The sequence below is a fragment of the Amycolatopsis methanolica 239 genome, assembly GCF_000739085.1.
Taxonomy (GTDB): domain Bacteria; phylum Actinomycetota; class Actinomycetes; order Mycobacteriales; family Pseudonocardiaceae; genus Amycolatopsis_E; species Amycolatopsis_E methanolica.
This window is the reverse complement of record NZ_CP009110.1, coordinates 2721805-2741385: the sequence shown is the minus strand read 5'-3', so window position 1 is coordinate 2741385 and position 19581 is coordinate 2721805. Positions and strand designations below refer to the sequence as shown.

Annotated in this window: 20 protein-coding genes; 5 read left to right on the top strand and 15 right to left on the bottom strand. The window is 72.7% G+C overall.

What is annotated here, in order from left to right:
* Window positions 1–7: 7 nt before the first annotated feature.
* Together AMETH_RS13185 and AMETH_RS40075 are read right to left on the bottom strand one after the other, a co-directional pair.
* Window positions 8–754: a cupin domain-containing protein gene (locus tag AMETH_RS13185; RefSeq protein WP_223843205.1), complete on the bottom strand. Its 747-nt coding sequence runs from the start codon at window positions 752–754 to the stop codon at window positions 8–10.
* Window positions 754–1617, bottom strand: coding sequence for a styrene monooxygenase/indole monooxygenase family protein (locus AMETH_RS40075; RefSeq protein WP_051079396.1), 864 nt, complete (start codon window positions 1615–1617; stop codon window positions 754–756). Before AMETH_RS40075 ends, AMETH_RS13185 begins: the two co-directional genes overlap by 1 nt.
* On the opposite strand from AMETH_RS40075, the gene AMETH_RS13175 reads away from it, so the two are divergent.
* Together AMETH_RS13175 and AMETH_RS13170 are read left to right on the top strand one after the other, a co-directional pair.
* Window positions 1579–2154 carry a helix-turn-helix domain-containing protein gene (locus AMETH_RS13175; RefSeq protein WP_026153070.1) on the top strand — a complete coding sequence of 192 codons (576 nt, stop codon included), beginning with the start codon at window positions 1579–1581 and terminating at the stop codon, window positions 2152–2154. The genes AMETH_RS40075 and AMETH_RS13175 overlap by 39 nt on opposite strands.
* A gap of 115 nt (window positions 2155–2269) precedes the next feature.
* Window positions 2270–2731, top strand: a complete 462-nt coding sequence (locus tag AMETH_RS13170) for an STAS domain-containing protein (protein WP_223843142.1) — start codon at window positions 2270–2272, stop codon at window positions 2729–2731.
* An 18-nt stretch (window positions 2732–2749) separates the two neighbouring features.
* On the opposite strand, the gene AMETH_RS13165 is transcribed toward AMETH_RS13170, so the two are convergent.
* Both AMETH_RS13165 and AMETH_RS13160 read right to left on the bottom strand, forming a co-directional pair.
* A complete protein-coding gene (locus AMETH_RS13165; RefSeq protein WP_017981952.1) occupies window positions 2750–4603 on the bottom strand; it encodes a DNA/RNA non-specific endonuclease in 1854 nt (617 codons plus the stop codon).
* Between the two features lies 1 nt (window position 4604).
* Window positions 4605–5375: a hypothetical protein gene (locus tag AMETH_RS13160; RefSeq protein WP_017981951.1), complete on the bottom strand. Its 771-nt coding sequence runs from the start codon at window positions 5373–5375 to the stop codon at window positions 4605–4607.
* Between the two features lie 122 nt (window positions 5376–5497).
* On the opposite strand from AMETH_RS13160, the gene rnhA reads away from it, so the two are divergent.
* The gene (gene rnhA, locus AMETH_RS13155; protein WP_026153069.1) at window positions 5498–5956 is read left to right on the top strand and encodes a ribonuclease HI; all 459 of its coding nucleotides are present in this window, start codon (window positions 5498–5500) and stop codon (window positions 5954–5956) included.
* Between the two features lie 265 nt (window positions 5957–6221).
* Here the strand turns inward: rnhA and AMETH_RS42905 are convergent, their stop codons facing one another.
* Window positions 6222–6911 (bottom strand): terpene synthase family protein, encoded by a 690-nt coding sequence (locus AMETH_RS42905; RefSeq protein ID WP_323806988.1) that lies wholly within the window; start codon window positions 6909–6911, stop codon window positions 6222–6224.
* An 85-nt stretch (window positions 6912–6996) separates the two neighbouring features.
* The gene (locus AMETH_RS42900) at window positions 6997–7782 is read right to left on the bottom strand and encodes a terpene synthase family protein (protein WP_017981948.1); all 786 of its coding nucleotides are present in this window, start codon (window positions 7780–7782) and stop codon (window positions 6997–6999) included.
* Between the two features lie 672 nt (window positions 7783–8454).
* On the opposite strand from AMETH_RS42900, the gene AMETH_RS13140 reads away from it, so the two are divergent.
* Entirely contained in the window at window positions 8455–9102 is a 648-nt protein-coding gene (locus AMETH_RS13140; protein WP_017981946.1) for a hypothetical protein, read from the top strand.
* Here the strand turns inward: AMETH_RS13140 and AMETH_RS13135 are convergent.
* From AMETH_RS13135 to AMETH_RS13110, 6 genes are all read right to left on the bottom strand, one after another.
* Entirely contained in the window at window positions 9099–9605 is a 507-nt protein-coding gene (locus tag AMETH_RS13135) for a mycothiol transferase (RefSeq protein ID WP_026153067.1), read from the bottom strand. The two genes, AMETH_RS13140 and AMETH_RS13135, sit on opposite strands and share 4 nt — an antisense overlap.
* 9 nt (window positions 9606–9614) lie before the next feature.
* Window positions 9615–10361: an ABC transporter permease gene (locus tag AMETH_RS13130; protein WP_017981944.1), complete on the bottom strand. Its 747-nt coding sequence runs from the start codon at window positions 10359–10361 to the stop codon at window positions 9615–9617.
* 46 nt (window positions 10362–10407) lie between these two features.
* A complete protein-coding gene (locus tag AMETH_RS13125) occupies window positions 10408–10902 on the bottom strand; it encodes an MmpS family transport accessory protein (RefSeq protein ID WP_223843141.1) in 495 nt (164 codons plus the stop codon).
* A 145-nt stretch (window positions 10903–11047) separates the two neighbouring features.
* Window positions 11048–11752 carry an MgtC/SapB family protein gene (locus AMETH_RS13120; RefSeq protein ID WP_017981942.1) on the bottom strand — a complete coding sequence of 235 codons (705 nt, stop codon included), beginning with the start codon at window positions 11750–11752 and terminating at the stop codon, window positions 11048–11050.
* Window positions 11753–11761: 9 nt separating this feature from the next.
* On the bottom strand, window positions 11762–13252 hold the full coding sequence (locus AMETH_RS13115; RefSeq protein ID WP_017981941.1) for an FGGY-family carbohydrate kinase: 1491 nt from the start codon (window positions 13250–13252) through the stop codon (window positions 11762–11764).
* Window positions 13245–14660, bottom strand: a complete 1416-nt coding sequence (locus AMETH_RS13110) for an L-fucose/L-arabinose isomerase family protein (protein ID WP_017981940.1) — start codon at window positions 14658–14660, stop codon at window positions 13245–13247. The genes AMETH_RS13115 and AMETH_RS13110 overlap by 8 nt, the downstream gene beginning before the upstream one ends.
* A 110-nt stretch (window positions 14661–14770) precedes the next feature.
* On the opposite strand from AMETH_RS13110, the gene AMETH_RS13105 reads away from it, so the two are divergent.
* A complete protein-coding gene (locus AMETH_RS13105; protein WP_017981939.1) occupies window positions 14771–15751 on the top strand; it encodes a LacI family DNA-binding transcriptional regulator in 981 nt (326 codons plus the stop codon).
* Between the two features lie 221 nt (window positions 15752–15972).
* Here AMETH_RS13105 and AMETH_RS13100 read toward each other — a convergent pair whose 3' ends face one another.
* The 3 genes from AMETH_RS13100 to AMETH_RS13090 are packed head-to-tail and all read right to left on the bottom strand — an operon-like array spanning window position 15973 to window position 19560.
* Window positions 15973–16968, bottom strand: a complete 996-nt coding sequence (locus tag AMETH_RS13100; protein ID WP_026153066.1) for a substrate-binding domain-containing protein — start codon at window positions 16966–16968, stop codon at window positions 15973–15975.
* 16 nt (window positions 16969–16984) lie between these two features.
* Complete coding sequence (locus AMETH_RS13095) at window positions 16985–18010, bottom strand: ABC transporter permease (protein WP_017981937.1); 1026 nt, start codon at window positions 18008–18010, stop codon at window positions 16985–16987.
* The gene (locus tag AMETH_RS13090) at window positions 18007–19560 is read right to left on the bottom strand and encodes a sugar ABC transporter ATP-binding protein (protein ID WP_017981936.1); all 1554 of its coding nucleotides are present in this window, start codon (window positions 19558–19560) and stop codon (window positions 18007–18009) included. Before AMETH_RS13090 ends, AMETH_RS13095 begins: the two co-directional genes overlap by 4 nt.
* Window positions 19561–19581 lie beyond the last annotated feature (21 nt).

Below are 19581 nucleotides of genomic sequence, written 5' to 3'. Positions count from 1 at the left end.
TGTTCGGTCAGCAGCGCGGCCAGCAGGTCCAGCACGGCGTCGGCCAGCGGTCTCGGCGACGTGGCGCCACCCAGCCGGTGCACCAGCCGCCGGAACAGCGGCGACAGCAGCGAACCCGGCTCGTCGTCGCCGCGGATGGGCTGCCCCAGGACCTGCCGCGCTCCCCGGCGCCGAGGCGCAGCCGCTCGCGCGGGAACATGAACACCGCCATCGAGGTCGGCTCACCGAAGGCCAGCGTGTAGGGCCGGTCGGTGTCGTACAGCGCGAGGTCACCGGGCCCGAGCAGCGCCTCGCCGCCGTCCTGCACGAGCAGGCAGCTGCCGCGCACCTGCAGGCCCAGCTCGTAGTAGCCGCGCTCGCTCGCGTTGATCATCGCTTTCGTACGGCGGACGCGGTGCAGGCCCGCGTCCACTCTGGACACCGGAGTCGAGCCCAGGCGGTCGATGCGCACCTCGCCGCGGAACGACGGCTCCGGCGCGGCCGCCTCCAGCGGCCGCGCCGGAGTGGACGTGCCGCCAGTAGTCGAGGCTCTCGCCGCCGGGTGGCCAGCACGCGCCACTGCCGGTCCGGGTGGGCGAAGCCGCCACGGCGGCGGGTCCAGCACCAGGTTCGTCCACGCCGACGCGCCCAGCGGAACCTCCTCGCGCGCCCGCGCGACCCGGCGGCAGAACACCTCGTCGTAGACGGTTTCGGCAGCGATCTCCGCGGCGACCACGGCCGCGCTGTAGGCGGCGATGTTCGCGCCCTGCCCCATCACCGGGTCCACCACCACGTGGGCGTCGCCGAGCGCGAGGGCGAACCTGTCGTCGCCGAGCGGCAGGAAGTCCTCCCGCACCGCGGGCGTGACCGCGCCCTGCAGCAGGTCGCGTGGGTCGGTGAGGGCGAAGTCGCCAAGCACGCGCTCGGCCGTCGCCGGGTGGTACTCGTGCGGCTTCTCCACGACCGTCTTGCGGAACAGCGCCGGGTCCTCCGCCGGGTCAGCTCGTTCAGGACCGCGAGGTCGCCGCCCGGCACGTTCTCGAACAACAGAGCGGTCACCCGGCCGTGCCGGGACAGCAGCGGGATCTCCAGCAGCTCGCCCTGCCCCGGCGCGACGCCGATGGTGACCGCGGCCGGTTCCGCCGGCGCGATGCCGGTGTACAGGCCGGCGCACACCAGCCGCCGTGGCGCGTCGTGCGGGCTGTGCTCGGGGCGGCGCGGGAACAGGCCGCTCAGCGCGCCGCGGCCGGACGCGACGACGAGCAGGTCGTGCCGCCGGCCCAGCGCGGCCAGGTCTCGCGGGCCGACCTCGCGCACCTCGACGTGCCCGCCGCGCGCGGCCAGGTCCTCGGCCAGCCCCGGCAGGTAGACGCGGTGATCGACGGCGCACGACGGGTGGGTGAACCAGCCGGTGAAGCGGAGGCCGCCGATCCAGTGGTGGTGTGCCCGGTATCCGAACTCCGCCGCGGGCCAGTGGTACACGCCGAGCGCCCGCTCGCGCTCCAGCAGCGGGTGGTGGTGGGCGACCGTGTTGAGCAGCGGTCCGGCCGCCAGCTCGTCGAAGGGCCGGTCGGCACGAGAGAACAGTACGAGGGCGGCATGGCAGAAGGCAGGGTCGTCGGCGGCGCGGGCCTGCAAACACTCGAACGGGGGCTTGCCGTGCTCGAGGCCGTCGCCGAGCACGCCCCGTGCACGACGGCGACGATCGCCGAGGTCACCGGCCTGCACCGGTCGATCGCCTACCGCGTCCTGTGCACGCTGGAGGCGCACGGGTACCTGCAGCGCGACCCGGCGGGCCGCTACGAGGTGGGCCTGGCCGTGCTCACCGTCGCCTCGGCCGTGCGCTCGGACCCGCAGTCGCTGGCGCACTCCGCGCTCACGCCGGTCGCCGAGGCCACCGGGACCGTCGCGTTCCTCGCCGTCCCCCACGGCGAGGAGGCGCTCACGCTGGTCACCGTCGAACCACCGGCCGCGGCCGGCCCGGTGTCCTACCGGCGGGGCGTCTACCACCCGATCACCCGTGGCGCGCCCGGCATCGGCGCGCTCGCGGTGCCCGTCGCGCTGCGGGCCGGGCGGGTGGCGAGCGCGTGCGTGCTGTTCGTCCCCGGCCGCCTGGGCGAGGAGGCCGCGCTGACCGGCCTGCACGCCGCGGCCGCCCAGCTCGCGGGCCGCTGACCTGGCGCCTGGAAGAAGTGGTGTCCCGGGGGGTAGCATCGGGCCTGCGGTTGAGCAGGTAGCCGTCATGACGTAGTCCGACAGGCGCTTGCCGCGCAGTGTGGAGGCCGTGCTCATGGCTCCTCCGGAAACCCGCCCCGCCCCGGTCGCGCAGGGGGCCATCCCGGTTCCGCGATCGATCCAGCCCCCGGACGCCGGCGCGTTCACGGTCGAGGTCTCCCAGCCCGCGCCGCACACCCTCCTCGTCCAGGTCGGCGGCGACGTCGACCTGGCCGCCGCCCCCGAGCTGTCCCAGGCCATCGGTCACCGCTTCCGCGGCCCGGTGACCCTGCTGGTGCTGGACCTGTCCGAGGTCACCTTCCTCGGCACGGCCGGGCTGACGGTGCTCGTGGAGACCCAGCAGGCCGCCGCGCGCCGCGGCGCCGCCCTGCGGGTCACCGGCACCGGCGCCCGCCCGGTGGAACGCGCGCTGCGCGCGGCGGGGATGCTGCACAGCCTGCCCGCCGCCAACGAGCCCGCCGAGGACATCGTGCTGCGGCACGTCGCGGAGCAGAACGCCGGGCGGGCGCCCTGGTGACGCCGCGGGCGTGACGCCCTAGAGGACCAGGTCCGCCGGCCCGCCGACCTCCTTCGCGGTCGTCGCCGATTCCTGCTGCCCCAGCGGATCCGCGTCGCCGAGCGGGCCGAACGACAGCCCGGTCAGCTCCGCGATGCGCCGGACCGGCACCTGGAACGTGCGGTAGGCGCCGTAGGAGAACTCGGCGGCCGCGACCTCCAGGCCCTGCAGCAACTGTTCCTGGCTGAGCAGGTAGCCGGTGGCCGAGAGGCTGCCGTCCTGCCGGACCATCGCCACCACCTTGAAGAACTGCCGCGGCAGCTGCACTCCCCGGTACTGGTCGTCGTCGGCGGCGAACACCGGGCCGGTGACGACGCTGACCCGCAGGTCCCGGTTGTCGGCGTTCTCCAGTACGTAGTCCTCCAGCCCAGCCCACGTCGTGCGGTTCTGGTTGAAGTCCTCGTGCTGCGGCGTGCAGTTGATGAAGTGGAAGGTGTCGTCGTTGGCCGACTTCGCCGCTTCCCGCGACGGCCCCCACGCCGGGTCGAGCCGGCGCACGAGGTGCCCGCGGTCGAGCGGGTTGTCCGCGTAGACCGGCTCACCGGTCTGCTCCTCCTCCGGCACCCGCGGGTCCAGCGACCACTTGTCCTTCTCACGGCGCAGGCGGACGCTCGTCGCGCCGTCGATGTTGACCGCGGTGAAGAACGCGAGCCGGCGCAGCTTGTTCAGCACCGCGCTGAAGTGGTGGTAGGGCAGCACGTGCTTCGGCTCGCTCGTGGCCTGCCGGTTCACCGCCGCCAGCGGCATCAGGTCCGGTGACAGCTCGGGCAGCGGAACCCGGTGCCCGGCCAGGAAATCCGGGTCGTAACCGGCCCGGTTGCCGTAGTCCGGGTCGATGCGGATGGCCTCGGTGACGGGGGCGGCGACCACCGGCGAGGGCTCGCCGAACACACCGGCCAGCAGGGCCTGCTGCTCGGGCGGGAACGTGCGGGCGCGCAGGCCCGCCAGCAGGCGGCTGACGCGCACCCCCTCGTTGACGACGCCGCCGAGTTCGCCCTTCTCCGGCGCGGGGACGCTGGCGTGGTGCAACGCCACGATCTCCCACTGGTCGTTGAAGACCGGCGAGCCCGAGGAGCCCGGTTCGGTGTCGGTCTCGTAGTGCAGGAAACGCTCCAGCACGTCGACGATCCTGTTCTCCCGCAACGCGATCTGCTTCCGCTCGCCGTTCGGGTGCTGCACGATCGTCACGAAGTCGCCGACGATCGCCTTGCCCTCGGCCTCGACGAGCCGGTTGAACCCGAACGGCGCCAGCTCCGCGGCGGTGGCCCGGACCGCGACGAGCGCGAAGTCCAGGCCCGGGTCGGCCGCGAAGAACCGCACCGGGTCCAGCGCGAGCAGCCGCACCGGCAGCGGCAGGCCGTCGGCGCCGTCCTGGTAGTCGAACTCGACGACGCTGCACGCGGCGGTCGCGGCGTCGGCGAGGACGTGGTGGTTGGTGAGCAGCAGCTCCGGCGATACCAGCGATCCGGTGCCGTAGCCGCGCAGGCGGCCGCGGTCGTCGCGGATAGAGATGCGGCCCACCGCCTTCGCCGCGCGCACCCCGCCTTCGAGGTAGCCGACGCCGAGCAGGTCGTCGGTGCGGATGATCCGCTCCAGCACGGTGCCCGCGTCGCGCAGCGCGTCCTCCTCCCCCTCCGCGATCGCCACCGGGTCGACCGGGCGGACGTCCGGGCGGGTCCGGCTCAGCCGGTCGATGCGGGTGGCGACCCGGCCGGGGTCGTCGGCCTTCGCGAGCCCGAACGGCTCGGCCAGGATGGCGATCTTGCGCAGGCGTTCGTCCTCGCGCTCGTGCACGCGCTTTTCGACGGCGTCGCGGTCCGGGTAGGACGTCATGTCAGCGGTCCGTGGGGATCGCGACTTCGCCGTCCTCACCGATGAGCCGCTCGAGAACTTCGTCGGGCAGCCACACCCGGTGCGGGTAGTTGTCGCCCCACGAGTTGAGGATCGGCACGGCGTTCAGCTCGTCGGCGCGCGAGTTGGCGAGCACCTGGTGCACGTCCGCGGCGGAGGTCGCCCAGCGGAAGGCGAGGATCCCGTCCGCCACGTCCGGCTCGTACCCGGCGCGCTCGCCCGAGTCGTCCCCGGCGAAGTCCGCCCGCCAGTCGACGTGACCTGCGGCGACGAGCACTTCAGCGGCGGCGCGGACGGAGGTGCCCTCGTCGTCGCCGGGGTTGGTCTGCGGCCACTCGTCGCGTTCCTTGGCGCGGTCCCACAGCCAGCGCGCGGCGTACAGGCCCTTGTTCAGCAGGGTCATGCAGCGCGACCAGCCGAAACCGACGCAGGCGCCCTCGTGGCCCTGGTCGTAGAAGCGGTACCAGTCGTCGGTGTCCGGGTCGCCGCCGTGTTCCAGGCAGACGCAGTGCCCGCCGCGGATCCGGCCGAGGTCGCCCCGGTGGCCGATGAAGAACTCGCCGGACCGCTCGTCGCGCACCGGCTCGTCGAACGCCTCGTACCAGTTGACGCCGATCACCACGGGCACGGCGCTGGGGCGGTCCACCTCCGGCAGGGCCGTGATCGGGTAGTTCTCCAGGTGGCGCCAGTCGTCCGGGATGTAGCGGCCGAGCCGCCCGTCCAGGGGATCGCTGCCGATGGGCCGATAACGCATGATCCACTCCCGCAGGTGAGTCCGGAGGGCCTCCTCCTGGAGTCGCGGCCGGGGCGCGGAAGTTACTTGATCCGGTGTGGCCGTGGGATGAACGATTCGTTGCCGCTGCTACGCTTCCGCGCGTGCAGGAGGACGGGCCGGTCGTGGACATCTACACCGACGGCGCGTGCAGCGGGAACCCCGGGCCGGGCGGCTGGGGCGCGGTGCTGCGCTACGGGCGGCACGAGAAGGAGCTCTACGGCGGCGAACCCGGCACGACGACGAACAACCGCATGGAGCTGATGGCGCCGATCCGCGCGCTGGAGGCGCTGACGCGGCCCTCGGTGGTGCGGGTGTACACGGACTCGAGCTACGTCCGCAACGGCGTGACGCAGTGGATGCCGCGGTGGAAGACGAACGGCTGGCAGACGGCGAGCCGCGAGCCGGTGAAGAACGCGGACCTGTGGCAACGCCTCGACGCGGCGATCGGCGCCCACGAGGTGCAGTGGCATTGGGTCAAGGGGCACGCCGGACACCCCGAGAACGAACGAGCGGACAAACTGGCCGTGCGAGGCGCGAAGGAAGCCGCCGGGCGCGGGTGATTTCCTGGTGGGTGTTGCTGCTCGGCGCGGAGCTCGCCCGGACGGATGCTCGCCGCTGCCCGCCAGGTGCCCGGCTCCGAAGGGAGCCAGGGCGTGGACCGAAAGCGGCTGGCAAGCAGCGCCGCGGCCCGAGCATCGACCGCGCGCAGCCTAGCCGCGGCGCCGCGCGGCGCCGCACAAGCGGCCACCCCGCCACGCAACGAACGCCACCCAGGCGCGCACCACGATGGCGGGCGAGCACCCGCGCCCCGGGCCGCGCGGTTCCTCAGGCCGAGGCGCCCCGGAAGCGGTCGGCCAGCCGGCGGGCCGACATGCCGAGGCCGGCGGGGAACGCCGGCGCCGCGGGGGTGATCAGGCGCTTCAGCTCCGGCTCGGTGTAGCGCACGCACTGGCGGTGCCACTCGAGGATGCCGGACATCCAGTCCTTCAGCTCGTCGGCGTGGCGGAGGAACGCGTCGCGGGCCGGTTGGTCCAGTTCGGCGTCCTCGAAGAGCTGTGGCAGGTCCGTGGCGAGGATGTGCTCGAACTGCTGCATCCGCGCCATCATCAGGTCGTTCACCACGTCCCGCGCCGCGAGCCGGTCCAGGCCGAGGAAGTGTTCCACGACCAGCACCATGTTGTGCAGCTCGCCCTCGAACTCGATCTCCTTCTGGTAGGAGAACAGGTCGTTCGCGAAGCACGCGTAGTCCTGCGCCGCGGTCTCCAGCTCACGCAGCGTCCTCGTGCCGAACAGCTCCGATGGCACCTCGGTCAGGTGCGTGATCCTGGCCAGGCTCATCGTCATGTCCGAGCCGAACGTGCGCCGCCGCGTCTCGACGTAGTCGATCGGGTCCGGGATGCGGTTCCGCGCCTGGTTGGCCAGCTCCCACCCCCAGCTCGCGGTCATGTCCTCGACTGCCTTCCGGAACACCCGCCGCGCGTCGCCGCTCAGCGGGCTCGCCGCGCGCCGCCACAGGTCCTGCAGGCCGCGCTCCAGCGGGGTCAGCGGCTCCGCGTCTCCCCCGCGTCCAGCGGCATGAACAGCGACAGCCGGTCGTTGGTCACCTTCGCGGCGGGCACGTTGCGGCCCGCGCCGAACACTGGAGGCCGGCGGGGTGTGGGACGAGGACCGGCTGCGCGGGATCGACCTGGCGCACTGCGCGTCGATGATCCACGCGGACGCCGATCCGGACGAGCTGCACCTGTCCACGGCGTGGCTGGCGTGGGGCACCTACGGCGACGACTACTTCCCGGCGGTGGTCACGCTGCTGGGTGCGGGTGCGCAGGACCGGCCCGGCCGTGAGCCGGCTGGAGCCGCCGCCGGCCGCGCCCTCGTTCATGTAGCGGCTGGAGCGCGCGTGCCACTCGTGACCGCCGGACTGCCAGTCCTGCAGTCCCTTGACGTAGGCCCCGACGGCGATCTGCTCGTGCGGCAGGGCCGCGTGCTCGGCCAGCAGCGCGGGCACGTCGACCAGGGCGGTGTCCTCGAACTGCTGCAGCCGGGACGTCAGCAGGTCGTTGACCAGCTCGGCCGCCTCCTGGGCGGAACAGCCGAGGAACCGTTCGAGCACCAGCACGGCGTTGGAGTTCTCGCCCTCCTCCTGCACCTCGCGCTGGTAGGAGAACAGGTCGTTGCGCAGGTGGACGGCGTCGGCGAACGTGTCGGACAGGACCTCGACGGGCCGCGTCGCCGACAGCCGGTCCGGCACCTCGGCCCGCACGGCGTACTCGACCAGGTTCGCCGACCACGGCGCCCCGCCGACCCGCCGCCGCACCTGGATGTACTCGATGGGGTTGGCGACGCGGCCCAGGTCGATGATCGCCAGTTCCCACATCGACTCGCCCATCAGGTTGTGGGTGCTCAGGGTGAACCGCCGCCGGCTCCGGCGGCTCCTGGCCGGGCGCGGTCATGAACAGCTCGAGACGGTCCAGGTACTCCTTCGCGCCCGCCATGTCGCGGGAGTACTTGAACTGTTCGAGGAAGTGCTCGTCGAAGAAGAACACCCAGACGTACCAGTCGGTGATCAGGTCGAGGGCCGGGCCCTCGCAGTCCGGGTGCGTGCAGGCGCACATGAGGGCGTAGTCCATCTCGGCCAGCGCCGCCTCGGTCCACACCACGCCCCCGCCGGGTTTGGCCGCGTCGAGCATCCCCATGCGGCGCGCCCAGTCCATGCTGTGCGCGCGGGTGCCCTCCAAGTTCGGGTTGAGCCTGGCCGGATGGGGGACGTAGAACTCGGGCAGAGTTGAAGGCCTGCATGTCTTCGACGGTGCCACCGGTGATCGGGTGGCGGCAACGGCCAGGTGAGCGACCCGGGGTCCTGTTCGGATGAAACGGCGAGAACACCCTCCGTTGCCGCATTGTCCTTTTCGGACAGTGCCGGTTTTGTCAGTCACGACCAGCTGTTCTTCCCGGAATACTGGGGGCATTTGAAATCTCGCCAGAATTCGGGACTGGGCCGTTCGAGCGATTTCGCCGCAACCGATGAAACCAATGGGGTGAAACGGCGACTATTCCGGCCATGGTCCGCACGATCAACGGCAAGAAGCGCCCCTTCGGGGAGGACCGCCCCAAGAAGGGCGGCAAGGCGATGGTCGCGGCCGTGGCGGTGGGTGCGCTGGCAGCGGGCGGCGCCGGAATGACCACGGGCGGCGGCGTCACCGGCGGTTCCGTCACCTCCGCCCACGGCAAGACGGCGGGCAAGGACGCCGCCCGCAAGGGACAGCGCGGCGAAGCCTGGAACCGCACGGGCCTGCGCCAGCTGCGGCAGGCCGCTCACGCCGCGACGACCTGCGGCGCCCACTCCTACGGCCAGGTCCGGCAGTTCTTCCGGACGCACCCGTGCCGCAAGCTGGACCGGCTCCTCCTCGCGATCGGGGACACGCGCGGCAACACCGTCGTCGTGTCGATCGCGTGGGTCCGCATGCCCAGCGCGGGCACCGCGGCCGACCTCAAGGAGCTGGCCGACACAGACGGCACGGGCAACGTCGAGCCCCTCGCGGCCGGCGCGCTCGGCCTCGCCGGCGTCGAGTTCACGGGGCAGTACTACGGGTCCCGGCACGACGGCCCGCTCGTCGTCATCGCCGAGGCCGCTCCCGGCGGCGGTCGGCCGGACCCCGCGACGATGGACGACGCCGCCGAGGTCGCGGCCGAGTTCCCACCGCCCTAACGCCGCTCCAGGACGCCGCGGATGAACGCGGCCTGCCCGGCGTGCTGGAGGTCGTCGGACAGGATGCTGACCAGCCGGACCCCGAGGGTCACCGGCGGGTCCCACGCCTCGTCGACCACGTCGTCCAGCCGGTCCTCGCGCAGCGAGCCCAGCCACGCGACCGTCGAGTCGTGCACCGCGCCGTGGTAGCCGGTGAGCAGTTTGGCCTCCGCGCGCACCGCGGCCACGTCCTTGGAGCGGTGCCCGTAGCCCGTCGCCCCCGGACGGAACGGCAGCCCGAACCGCTCGTGCCACCCCCGCTCGGTCCACACCTGCGGCGTGCCGGCCAGGTCCGCGATGTGGTCGTCCTGCACGCGCGTGAGGTGCCAGACCAGCCACGCGATCGAGTTGGCGTCCGCGTCGAGGCGCTCGGCCAGCTGGTCCTCGGTCAGCCCGCCGACGGCCTCGTGCACGACCTCCTGGATGCGGCCGAACCCGTCGATCACCAAGTCCGCAACAGTCATGGCCCCACGCTAACCGCGATCGACGAGTCCCGCCGCCACGAGCTGGACCACCACGAGCACGGCGATCGCCTCGGCCGCCAGCAGCCCGATCAGGACCAGCACCTGCGTGACCCCGGCCTGCACCGGGCTGGCCCCGCCGAGCAGCACGCCGACGTAGGCGCCGGGCAGGGTCACCAGGCCGACCGTGCGGGTCTGGTCGAGCGCGGGGATCAGCGCCTGCCCGGCGCTGGGACGGCAGATCTCCAGCGCGGCCGCCCGCGGCAGGAAACCGAGCGCGAGGGCGGCTTCGTACTCGCCGTGCCGCGTGGCCAGCTCGTCGAGGGCGCGGCGGGCGGCCTGGGACGTCGCGCTCATGGCGCCGCCGATGACGATCCCGGCGATCGGCACCACCGCGATCGGCTCCAGCGGCACCACACCCGACCCGAGCACCAGCGCGAGCACCGGGAGGACACCGCACGCCAGCGCGACGGCGATCCACGGCACGCGGCGCAGCGGGAGCCCGACGCGGCGGGCCGAGGTGACCGCGGCGACGGTGAACATGAGCAGCACGAACAGCCCGGTCAGCCAGCCGGACCGGAGCACGGCGGTGATCAGCAGCGACACCGCGCCCAGCTGGACTACCGCGCGGCCGGCCGCCGTGGCGACCGCCCACCCGGGCCCGAGCCGGCCGAGCCACACCGCGAGGGCGCCCACCGCGACGAGCGCGGTGAGGACGACGGCCAGCACCGGCCCGGTCTGCAGCGTCGCACCGTTCACGAGGTGATCGTGCCCCACGGCGATCGCGGGAGGCGGCGCGGACGGGTCAGGGCAGCGACTTCGAGCAACGCACCATGCCCTGCGGCGCCGACACGGACCGCTCGCTCACCACGACCCCGTCGACGATGATGCGGCACGTCAGGGTGCCGCCGCCGGCGTTCTGCGCCGTCAGGCTGAAGTACTGCTCCGAGCCCTGCGGCCCGGTGCGCTCGATCGACACCGACCACGGGGTGTCCGTTTCGAGCACCTGGGCGATGTCGGCGCCCTTCGCCACGTACGTCACGTTCAGCGCACCGGCGCCGCCCCTCAGCTCGTACGTGACGGCGTAGGAGACCTGCGGCACGGGCGCGACCGGCGCCACGACCGGCGCGCTGGCCCCGCTGAGCGACCCCACCGACGGGTCGGCGGACCGGTGCCCGCCGACGAGCAGCGAGGTGAGGCCGACCGTCAGGACCACCCCGAGGGCGGCGAACACCGCCGTCGAACTGGCCAGCGGCCGCCGCGGTCCCGGCCCGGGACCCACGGTGGGAACAACACCCATGGCGTCGTCTTCTCTCGGCTCACCGCGCTTCCACCGAGCGCGTCAACCATTCCTCGCAAGCCGAGCGTCAACCGTTACCTTGCGGGAACATCACCGTCCGCTTTTCACCCGCTCGGGGTAGTGCACCCCCGCTGACCTGCGACTTCTACTCACTCGTATCGTCGATCGCGCCGGTCTCCACCGCCAGGATCCCGGGCTGCTCGGCCAGCTTGGCGAGCAGGTCGTCACCGCCGCGCGGCCCGAGCAGCCGCATGCTCAGGTCGATCACGCCACCGGAGTCGCGGCGGTCGGTCAGGGCCTGCTGGACCGAGTAGCCGGAACGGGTCGCCAGTTCGAGAATCCGCCGCAGCGCCCCCTCGCCGTCCCGGTAGGCCAGCCGGACCGTCGTCGTCGCGGGGCTCCGGCGAGTCAGCAGCCGCACCAGCGGCGGGTAGCCGTAGACCACGACGAAGTGCGCCGCGGTGACGACCACCGCCAGGAGCGGCAGCCCGGCCGCGCACGCGCAGCCCACCGCCACGCTCATCCACACCACCGCCGCGGTGGTCAGGCCGCGCACCACGTCGCGCCGCACGAAGATCAGCCCGCCGCCGATGAACCCGATCCCGGACACGATCTGCGCCGCCACCCGCGACGGATCCAGCACGACCCGCCCCGGCTCGAGCACGTCGGTGAAGCCGTACTTGCTCACCAGGAGGAACAGCGCCGCGCCCACCCCGACCAGCGTGTGCGTGCGCAGGCCTGCGCTCTTCTGCTTCAGTTCGCGTTCCAGGCCGATCAGTGAGCACAGCACCAGCGCGAGCACGAGTTCGCCGACCTGCTGCCAGCCCTGGCCCGAGGGTTCGGAAAACACCCGGCCAGGCTAGTGCCCGCTCTCCCGCTGACGCTCGGCCAGAAAGTGCGTTATGTCCTTTGTGGAGGGGTAGAGTTCGCGGTACCGCGCGTAGAACCGGTCATAGGTGTCCACCGCGGCAGGATCCGGGCGAACCGTGCTCGCCACCGGGTTCCAGCGCGTGATGTCCGGCTCCGCGCCGATCGCGACGGCCGCCAGCAGCGCGTCGCCGAGCGCGGCGCCGATCGTCTCCGCGGGCACCTGCTGGTCGGCGCCCGTCACGTCGCTGACGATCTGCGTCCACAGCCCGCCCTGCGTGCCGCCGCCGACCGCGACCAGCCGGCCCGCCGCGCCGCCGGAGTCGCGCATGGCCTCCAGGTTGTGCCGCACCCCGTAGGCGATGCCCTCGAGCGCGGCGCGGTAGATCTCGCCGATGCCGTGCGAGGTGGTCAGCCCCGCCAGCACGCCGCGGGCGTCCGGGTCGAACAGCGGCGTGCGCTCGCCCGCGAAGTAGGGCAGCATCAGCAGGCCCCGGCTGCCCGGCGGCACCTTCGCGGCCTGGTCGACGAGCGTGGCGAAGTCGCCGCCGACGAGGCGGCGCAGCCAGTCGGTGATCGCGCCGGAGGTCGCCATCCCGGCCGCGAGCGAGTACGTGCCGGGGAAGGCGCCGCACGTCGTCCACAGGCCGGTGTGCGGGCGCGGGTCGGCAACTACCTGGATGAGGAACATCGTGGTGCCGTACATGACCATCGTGTCGCCCGGCTCGGCCACGCCGACGCTCACGGCCTCCGCCCACGCGTCGACGGTGCCGGCGGTGACCGGGAGGCCTTGCGGCAGACCGGTTTCCGCCGCCGCGGCCGCGCTCACCACGCCGGCCACCTCGGTCGGCCACACCAGCCGCGGCATCTCGACCCCGGGCGCGCACAGCGCCGCCCAGTCCGCGGCCCAGTCCCCGGCGCGCAGGTCGTACATCGGGTCGCACTGGCTGGCCGAGTGGTGGTCCAGAACGTACTCGCCGGTCAGCCGGTGCACGAGGTAGGAACTGCACATCAGGAACAGCTGGGTGCGCCGGAACACCTCCGGCTCGCGCCGGGCGAGCCAGCGCCACTTCGGGCCGACCGCCTGCGACGACAACGCCGTCCCGGCCCGCTCCACAATAGACTCCGCGCCGAATTCGGCGGTCAGCTCCTCGATCTCCCGGGACGCCCGGGTGTCCACGCCGTACAGGATGGCGGGCCGCAGCGGCGTGCCGTCGGAGTCGGCGGGCAGCAGCACCGGCCCGATGCCGCTCACCGCCAGCGCGGCCAGTTCGCGGTCGCCCGCCGCCGCGACCAGTTCCCGGGTCAGCGCGAGGAAGTCCTGCCACCACACGGTTTCCGCGTCGTGCTCGACCCAGCCGGGGTGCGGGTACGACGTCTCGTGCGCCCGCGAGGCGCGGGCGACGATCTCGCCGTCCCGGGTCACCAGGACGCCCTTCGAGCTGGACGTCCCGATGTCGATGCCGAGCAGCAGATCAGTCACGGGACCACTCGTGCACGTCGACGCCGAGCAGGCCGGCCGCGGCACGCAGCTCGGCGCGGCGGTCGCCCGGGATGGCGTGGATGTGGTTGGCCCCGAACTGCGACAGGAACGTCTCGGCGTGCGCGTCCAGGCGCGCCCACGCGTGCGGCCACTCCGGCGTGGACTGGCGCATCAGGGACTCGTTGGTTTCGTCGTCGTAGTTCTCGAACTCGCCCAGCATCAGCTGCAGACGGTACTCCCCGGCCTGCCGGGTGAGCCGTCCCAGCGTCATCTGCCCGGGCGCGGCGATATGCTGGACGGACGCGCCGCCCGCGGGGAAGAAGAACACCTCCGGGTAGAAGTGGACCTTGGCCAGGTTCTCCGCCGGGTTGTCGCTGCGCGCGGCGTACCAGGTGGCGTGCTGGCCGGAGTTGCACAGGTCCCAGATGTCGCGCTCGGCGTGGTAGTGGCGCACGTCGGCGAACAGCACCGGGTCGCCGGAGATCTTGTGCATGAGCTGCATGGTCAGCGCGCCGTCCATGTCCGCCTCGGTGGCGGTGACGTGCACCGGCTTGGGGCCGTTCCAGTCGTAGGGGTCGTTGAGGAACGCCTCGGTGACGTCCATCGTGGCGAAGTGCTCGGTCAGCTCGGGCTGGCCCTTGATGCCGGAGAAGTCGAGCTTGCGCTCGTCGATGATGTCGCGGATCGCCAGGTACGACCGGATCTGGCGCTCCAGCAGCTCCGGCGTGAGCTTCCGGCCATCGTAGTGGACCCCGGCCGCGTGCTCCTCGATCCACCGGCGCGCCTTCGCCGCTTCGCCGACGTCGGCCTTCTCCGCGCGCAGCACCAGCTCGTACTGGTCGATCTCCTCGACGTCGACGCCGAACTGGCGAATCCACTGGTCGGTGTTAGCGACCGCGGTGTTCATGCCCATCGGGCGGCCGCCGAAGCGGCCGAAGGTGGACCCGCGCAGCGACGCGACCGCGGCGGCGGCCCGCGCGTGCGCGCCGACGCGGCCGGCCAGGTCCGCGTCGTCCGGCGCGCCCCACATCCGGGTGTGGGCGCGGCCGATCTGGTCCAGCGCGCCGCCGGCGGCGAGCATGCCGACCAGCCCCGGCTCGGTCGGGTCGGTGCTGGCGACCAGGATCAGCGGGCTGGGCGTGGCGTCCGCGGCGAGCATCGTGAAGTGCGGGAAGCTCCACACCGCGTAGTAGAAGATCGTGACGTCCACCCCCGCGGCGGCGACCGCGCGCGCCACCGACGTGGCCAGCGTGTTGGTCGCGACCAGGTCCGGCCCCGCGACCACCTCGTGCCCGGCCGTGGTCAGCGAGCGCACGAGCTCGTCCTGTTTGGACTGGATGAACCGGGCGTTGCGCGCGTGCACATGGTCACGCCCGTCGGAAATGCTGATCACGCCGATGCGGGCCACGATGCCTCCTAGGGCGGGTAATCGATTACTCAAGACGCTATTCTGGACCCCGGACGGTGTCAATAGCCGCCCGTCCACCGCGTGAGCGGCGAGGAAGACGGGAGGTCGCGGTGGCGACCATCAGCGATGTGGCGCGGCGCGCCGGGGTGTCCACGGCCACCGTGTCGCGGGCGCTGAACGGGGTGTCCACAGTGGATCCGGCGCTGGTCGCCAGGGTGCGCGCGGCGGCGGAAGAGCTGGGCTACCAGCCCAACGGGCTCGCGCGGAACCTGCGCAGGCAGGAGACCGCGGTGCTCGCGCTGATCATCTCCGATGTGGAGAACCCGTTCTTCACCGCGATCGCCCGCGGCGTCGAGGACGTGGCGCAGACGGCCGGTTACTCCGTGGTGCTGTGCAATTCCGACGAGAGCGCTGAGAAGGAGCGCCGCTACATCGACGTGGCGCTGCAGGAACGGGTGGCCGGGGTGGTGATCTCGCCGACCGACGAGTGGGCCGGGGTCGAGATGCTGCTGGGGCGCGGGACGCCGGTCGTCGCGGTGGACCGGCCGCTGCGCGCCGGCACCGGCGATCAGGTGCTGGTGGACAGCCGGGCCGCGGCCAGGGCGGCGGCCGAGCACCTGCTGGCGGCCGGTTACCAGCGAGTCGGGTGCGTGACCGGGCCGGCGGGGGTGCGCACGGCCGACGACCGGCTGGCGGGATACCGGGACGCGCTCGGGCGGCGGAAGCGGCGCGAGCAGCGGGCCGAGTACCGGGCGTCCGGCGGCGAGGCGGCGACGCGTGCGCTGCTGGCCGAGGCGGAGCCTCCGGACGCGCTGCTGGTCGCCAACAGCGCGATGGCGATCGGCGTGCTGGAGGCGCTGCGGGCGGCCGGGCTGAGGCTGGGGCGGGACGTCGGGGTGGTGGCCTTCGACGACGTCCCCTGGGCGACGCTCATCGACCCGCCGCTGACCGTCGTGGCACAGCCGGCGTACGAAATCGGAGCGGAAGCGGCGCGGCTGCTGCTGGCCCGCATAGCCGACGGATCACTGCCCCCGACCGCGACGACGCTGGAGGCGAAGCTCATCGAGAGAGGCAGCAGCCACCGCGCCTGAACGGGACCGGGACAGCAGCGCGGTCCCCGGGTGTGTATCGCCGCCCCCGGCGGCGATACACAGCCCGCGCGGCGGCGGCGGTGACAGCGGCGCGCGTAGGCCGCCGTGCGCGAGGTCAGCGGCAGCGCGGGTCCGCGCACGCGGCGGCGACGGGCCCGGGCAACCCGGCCGGGTCCGTCGCCTCCCGGCCCATCACCCGGCAGGCCCGGGTACCCCGGCCGTCAGGAGCCGCCGTTCAGCTCTGCGTACGTGGCGGCCGCGTTGTCCTTCGTCACCAGCTTCGTCGGCAGTGTCTGCGTCTTCGGCACCTGGCGGCAGTCCACCAGGATGCTCTTCGCCGCGGCGATCGCCTCCTGCCCGCCCGTTGGGTAGATGAACGTCGCCGACAGGCGGCCCGCCTCGACCGCCTTCAGCCCGCCCGACTCGATCGGCAGCCCGTCGATCCCGGTGATCGGCAGGTCGGGCCGCCCGGCGTTCGCGGCGGCGATGCGGGCGCCCTCGCCCATCGGGTCGTTGTGCGAGTAGATCGCCTGGATGTCCGGGTTCGCCTTGAGGATCGCGTCGGCCTGCTGCTGCCCCTTGTCCCGCAGCCAGTCGCCGTCCTGCGCGGCCACGATCTCGATCTTCGAACCCTGGATGCCCCGCATGAAGCCGTCGTGCCGTTCCCGCGCCGGGGTCGACCCGGCCAGCCCGCGCAGCTCGCCGATCTTCCCGCCCTCCGGCAGCAACGTCGTCTTGAAGTACTCGCCCGCCTGCCGCCCGATGTCGACGTTGTCCGCGCCGATGAACGACGTGTAGGCGTCGCCGTCGACCTTGCGGTCCAGCACCAGCACCGGGATCCCCTTGTCGTAGGCGCGTTTCACCGGCGCGGTCAGCGGCGTGGCCTCGTTGGGGCTGATGATCAGCAAGTCGACCTGCTGGGTGATGAAGTTGTCGACCTGCTCGACCTGCTTCGAGTTGTCCTGCGCGGCGTCGGCGAAGTTGACGGTGAACTGCGGCACCGACGCGGCACCGACGCGGATGTCGTCGTCCATCCGCTGCCGGTACGGCTCGGCGACGTTGGCCTGGCTCATCCCGATCGTGTACTGCCCGTCGGCGCCGCAACGCTCCGGCGCGCCCTGCGCGCCGCCGCCGCTGCCCGAGTTCTCGTTCGTGGTGCCGCAGGCCGCGAGCAGCAGGCACGCGCCCACCGCCGCCAGGCCACGGGACTTCCTCATGCTTCTTCCCCTCTCGTCAGGAAACCGATGCCGGGCGCAACCGCTGCAACCCCGCGGCGAGCACGATGACCAGGCCGATCACAAGCAGCTGGACGTTGGAGTCCACGTTGTTCAGGCCCAGGATGTTGCGCAGCGCGCCGACCAGCAGCGCGCCGGCCACCGTGCCGACGACCGAGCCGCGCCCGCCCATCAGGCTGGTGCCGCCGATGACCACGGCGGCGATCGCGTCCAGCTCGTACATCGCGCCGTCGTTGGGGCCGCCGAAGTTGAGCTGCCCGGCGTGCACGATCCCGGCCAGCGCCGCGAGCAGCCCGCACAGGCCGAACACGATGATCTTCACCCGCTTGACCGGCACGCCGGACAGGCGCGCGGCCTTCTCGTTGCCGCCGATCGCGTAGACGTGCCGGGAGAACGCGCTGACCCGCAGCAGCACCACGGCCAGCGCGGCGACCACTCCGAAGATCAGCGCGGGTATCGGCACCAGCCCGTTGAAGGTGCGCTCCCCCAGCAGCGAAAACGTCTCGGGCGCCTGCCCAGGCCCGTCGCCGTAGGTGATCGACACGCCCTGCCCGCCCGACCAGATCCGCGCCAGCCCGCGCGCGATCTGCATGCCGGCCAGCGTCACGATGAACGCCTGGATGCCGAACGACGTGATCGCGAAACCCTGCAGCAGCCCGAACCCGAGCCCGATCGCCAGCACCAGCGCCACCGCGGGCACCAGCCCGAGGTCGTTCTCGGTGAGCAGGACCGCCACACCCACGCTGGCCAGGCCCAGCACCGACCCGACGGACAGGTCGATGCCGCCGATGAGGATCACCAGCGTCATCCCGACGGCGAGGATCCCGATCTCCGACATCGAGCGCACGACGTTGAACAGGTTGCCCGAGTCCAGGAACACGAGCTCGCCGTTCTTGCTCGGCGAGTACACCACCGCGGCGATGAACACCAGCACCAGGCCGAACAGGCTCTGGAACCGGAACAGCGTCGCCAGCAGCCCGCCGCCGGGGCGGGCGAGGTCGGGCAGCGCGGCCACCTTGGTCATGACGTCCCTTCCGCCACCAGGTCCTCGACGGCCCCGTCGCCCATCGAGAACGCCAGCAGCTCCGCTTCGGTGGTGCTCGCCGTGTCCAGTTCCCGCACGCTGCGGCCGTCCCGGAGCACGACCACGCGGTGGCAGACGCCGATCAGCTCGGCAGGCTCCGACGACGCGAGCAGGACCCCCACGCCCCTGCCCGCCGCCTCGCCGAGCAGCCGGTAGATCTCGGCCTTCGCGCCGACGTCCACCCCGCGGGTCGGCTCGTCCAGCAGCAGCAACGCCGGTTCGGTGAGCAGGCCGCGCCCGAGCACGACCTTCTGCTGGTTGCCGCCGGACAGCGACCCCGCCGGGTCCCGCAGCGACGCGAGCTTCACGCCGAGGCGGTCGACCATCTCCTTTGCCGCGCCGCGTTCCCGCCGCCGCGGCACCACCCCGGCCCTCGCGATCCGGTCCACTATGGACAGCACCGTGTTGGCGAGCACCGAGTGGTCCAGCGCCAGGCCCGCGACGCGCCGGTCCTCGGGCACGAACGCGATGCCCAGCCGCAGCGCCCCGCGGGGGCCGCGCGGGCGGATCTCCTCGCCGCGCAGCAGGATCCGCCCGGACCAGCGTCCCCCGACGCCGTAGATCGTCTCCAGCAGCTCCGTGCGGCCCGCGCCGAGCAGCCCGGCGACGCCGACGATCTCACCGCGCCCGACCCGCAGGCTGATGCCGGCCGGATCACGACGGCCAGGGCGCCGCGACTGCACGGCCAGGTCCTCGACGCGCAGCAGCTCCCCCGCACCCGCGCCGTCGCCGGTGCGGAACATCGGCTCGACCGGCCTGCCGACCATCGCCTCGGACGCCTGCTGCGCGGTCATCGCCCGCGCGTCGAACTCCGCCACGACCTCGCCGTTGCGCAGCACGGTCGCCCGGTCGGCCACACGCCCGATCTCGTCCATGCGGTGCGAGATGTAGACGACGGCGGCGCCGGCGCGGCGCAGTTCGGCGATCACGGCGAACAGCCGGTCGATCTCCGGCGCGGACAGCGCGGAGGTCGGCTCGTCCATCACGATGATCCGGGCGTCCAGCGACAGCGCCTTCGCGATGGTGACCAGCTGCTGCTCGCCGGTGCGCAGCTCCTCCACCGGACGGCGCGGGTCGAGCGCGATCCCGATCCGGTCCAGCAGGCGCGCCGTCTCGCGCACCATCCGGCGGCGGTCGATGGTGCCGAAGCGGGTGCGTGGTTCGCGGCCCAGGAACACGTTCTCGGCGATCGGCAGCGCCGGGACGAGATCGAGTTCCTGGTGGATCATCGCGACCCCGGCGCGCTGCGCGTCGGCGGGCCGGGCGAATCGGACGGGCTCGCCGTCGATGCGGATTTCCCCGCGGTGGCCACCGACCTCACCGGAGAGGATCTTCATCAAGGTGGACTTGCCCGCGCCGTTCTCGCCGAGCAGCGCGTGCACTTCTCCGGCACGCACAGTGAAATTGACATCACGCACCGCATGAACGCCGCCGTAGGACTTGCTCACCCCGGTCAGTTCGACCAGGGACGACCGTGCCTCCGTGTCCATGCCGAGCCCCTCGCCACGCTG

Excerpts from the sequence above, each read along its gene's own strand:
- AMETH_RS13185 (WP_223843205.1), bottom strand. The coding sequence starts at position 754 with ATGGGGCAGGGCGCGAACATCGCCGCCTACAGCGCGGCCGTGGTCGCC.
- AMETH_RS13175 (WP_026153070.1), top strand. The coding sequence starts at position 1,579 with ATGGCAGAAGGCAGGGTCGTCGGCGGCGCGGGCCTGCAAACACTCGAA.
- AMETH_RS13170 (WP_223843142.1), top strand. The coding sequence starts at position 2,270 with ATGGCTCCTCCGGAAACCCGCCCCGCCCCGGTCGCGCAGGGGGCCATC.
- AMETH_RS13165 (WP_017981952.1), bottom strand. The coding sequence starts at position 4,603 with ATGACGTCCTACCCGGACCGCGACGCCGTCGAAAAGCGCGTGCACGAG.
- AMETH_RS13160 (WP_017981951.1), bottom strand. The coding sequence starts at position 5,375 with ATGCGTTATCGGCCCATCGGCAGCGATCCCCTGGACGGGCGGCTCGGC.
- AMETH_RS42900 (WP_017981948.1), bottom strand. The coding sequence starts at position 7,782 with ATGGGCGAGTCGATGTGGGAACTGGCGATCATCGACCTGGGCCGCGTC.
- AMETH_RS13140 (WP_017981946.1), top strand. The coding sequence starts at position 8,455 with ATGGTCCGCACGATCAACGGCAAGAAGCGCCCCTTCGGGGAGGACCGC.
- AMETH_RS13135 (WP_026153067.1), bottom strand. The coding sequence starts at position 9,605 with ATGACTGTTGCGGACTTGGTGATCGACGGGTTCGGCCGCATCCAGGAG.
- AMETH_RS13125 (WP_223843141.1), bottom strand. The coding sequence starts at position 10,902 with ATGGGTGTTGTTCCCACCGTGGGTCCCGGGCCGGGACCGCGGCGGCCG.
- AMETH_RS13100 (WP_026153066.1), bottom strand. The coding sequence starts at position 16,968 with ATGAGGAAGTCCCGTGGCCTGGCGGCGGTGGGCGCGTGCCTGCTGCTC.
- AMETH_RS13095 (WP_017981937.1), bottom strand. The coding sequence starts at position 18,010 with ATGACCAAGGTGGCCGCGCTGCCCGACCTCGCCCGCCCCGGCGGCGGG.
- AMETH_RS13090 (WP_017981936.1), bottom strand. The coding sequence starts at position 19,560 with ATGGACACGGAGGCACGGTCGTCCCTGGTCGAACTGACCGGGGTGAGC.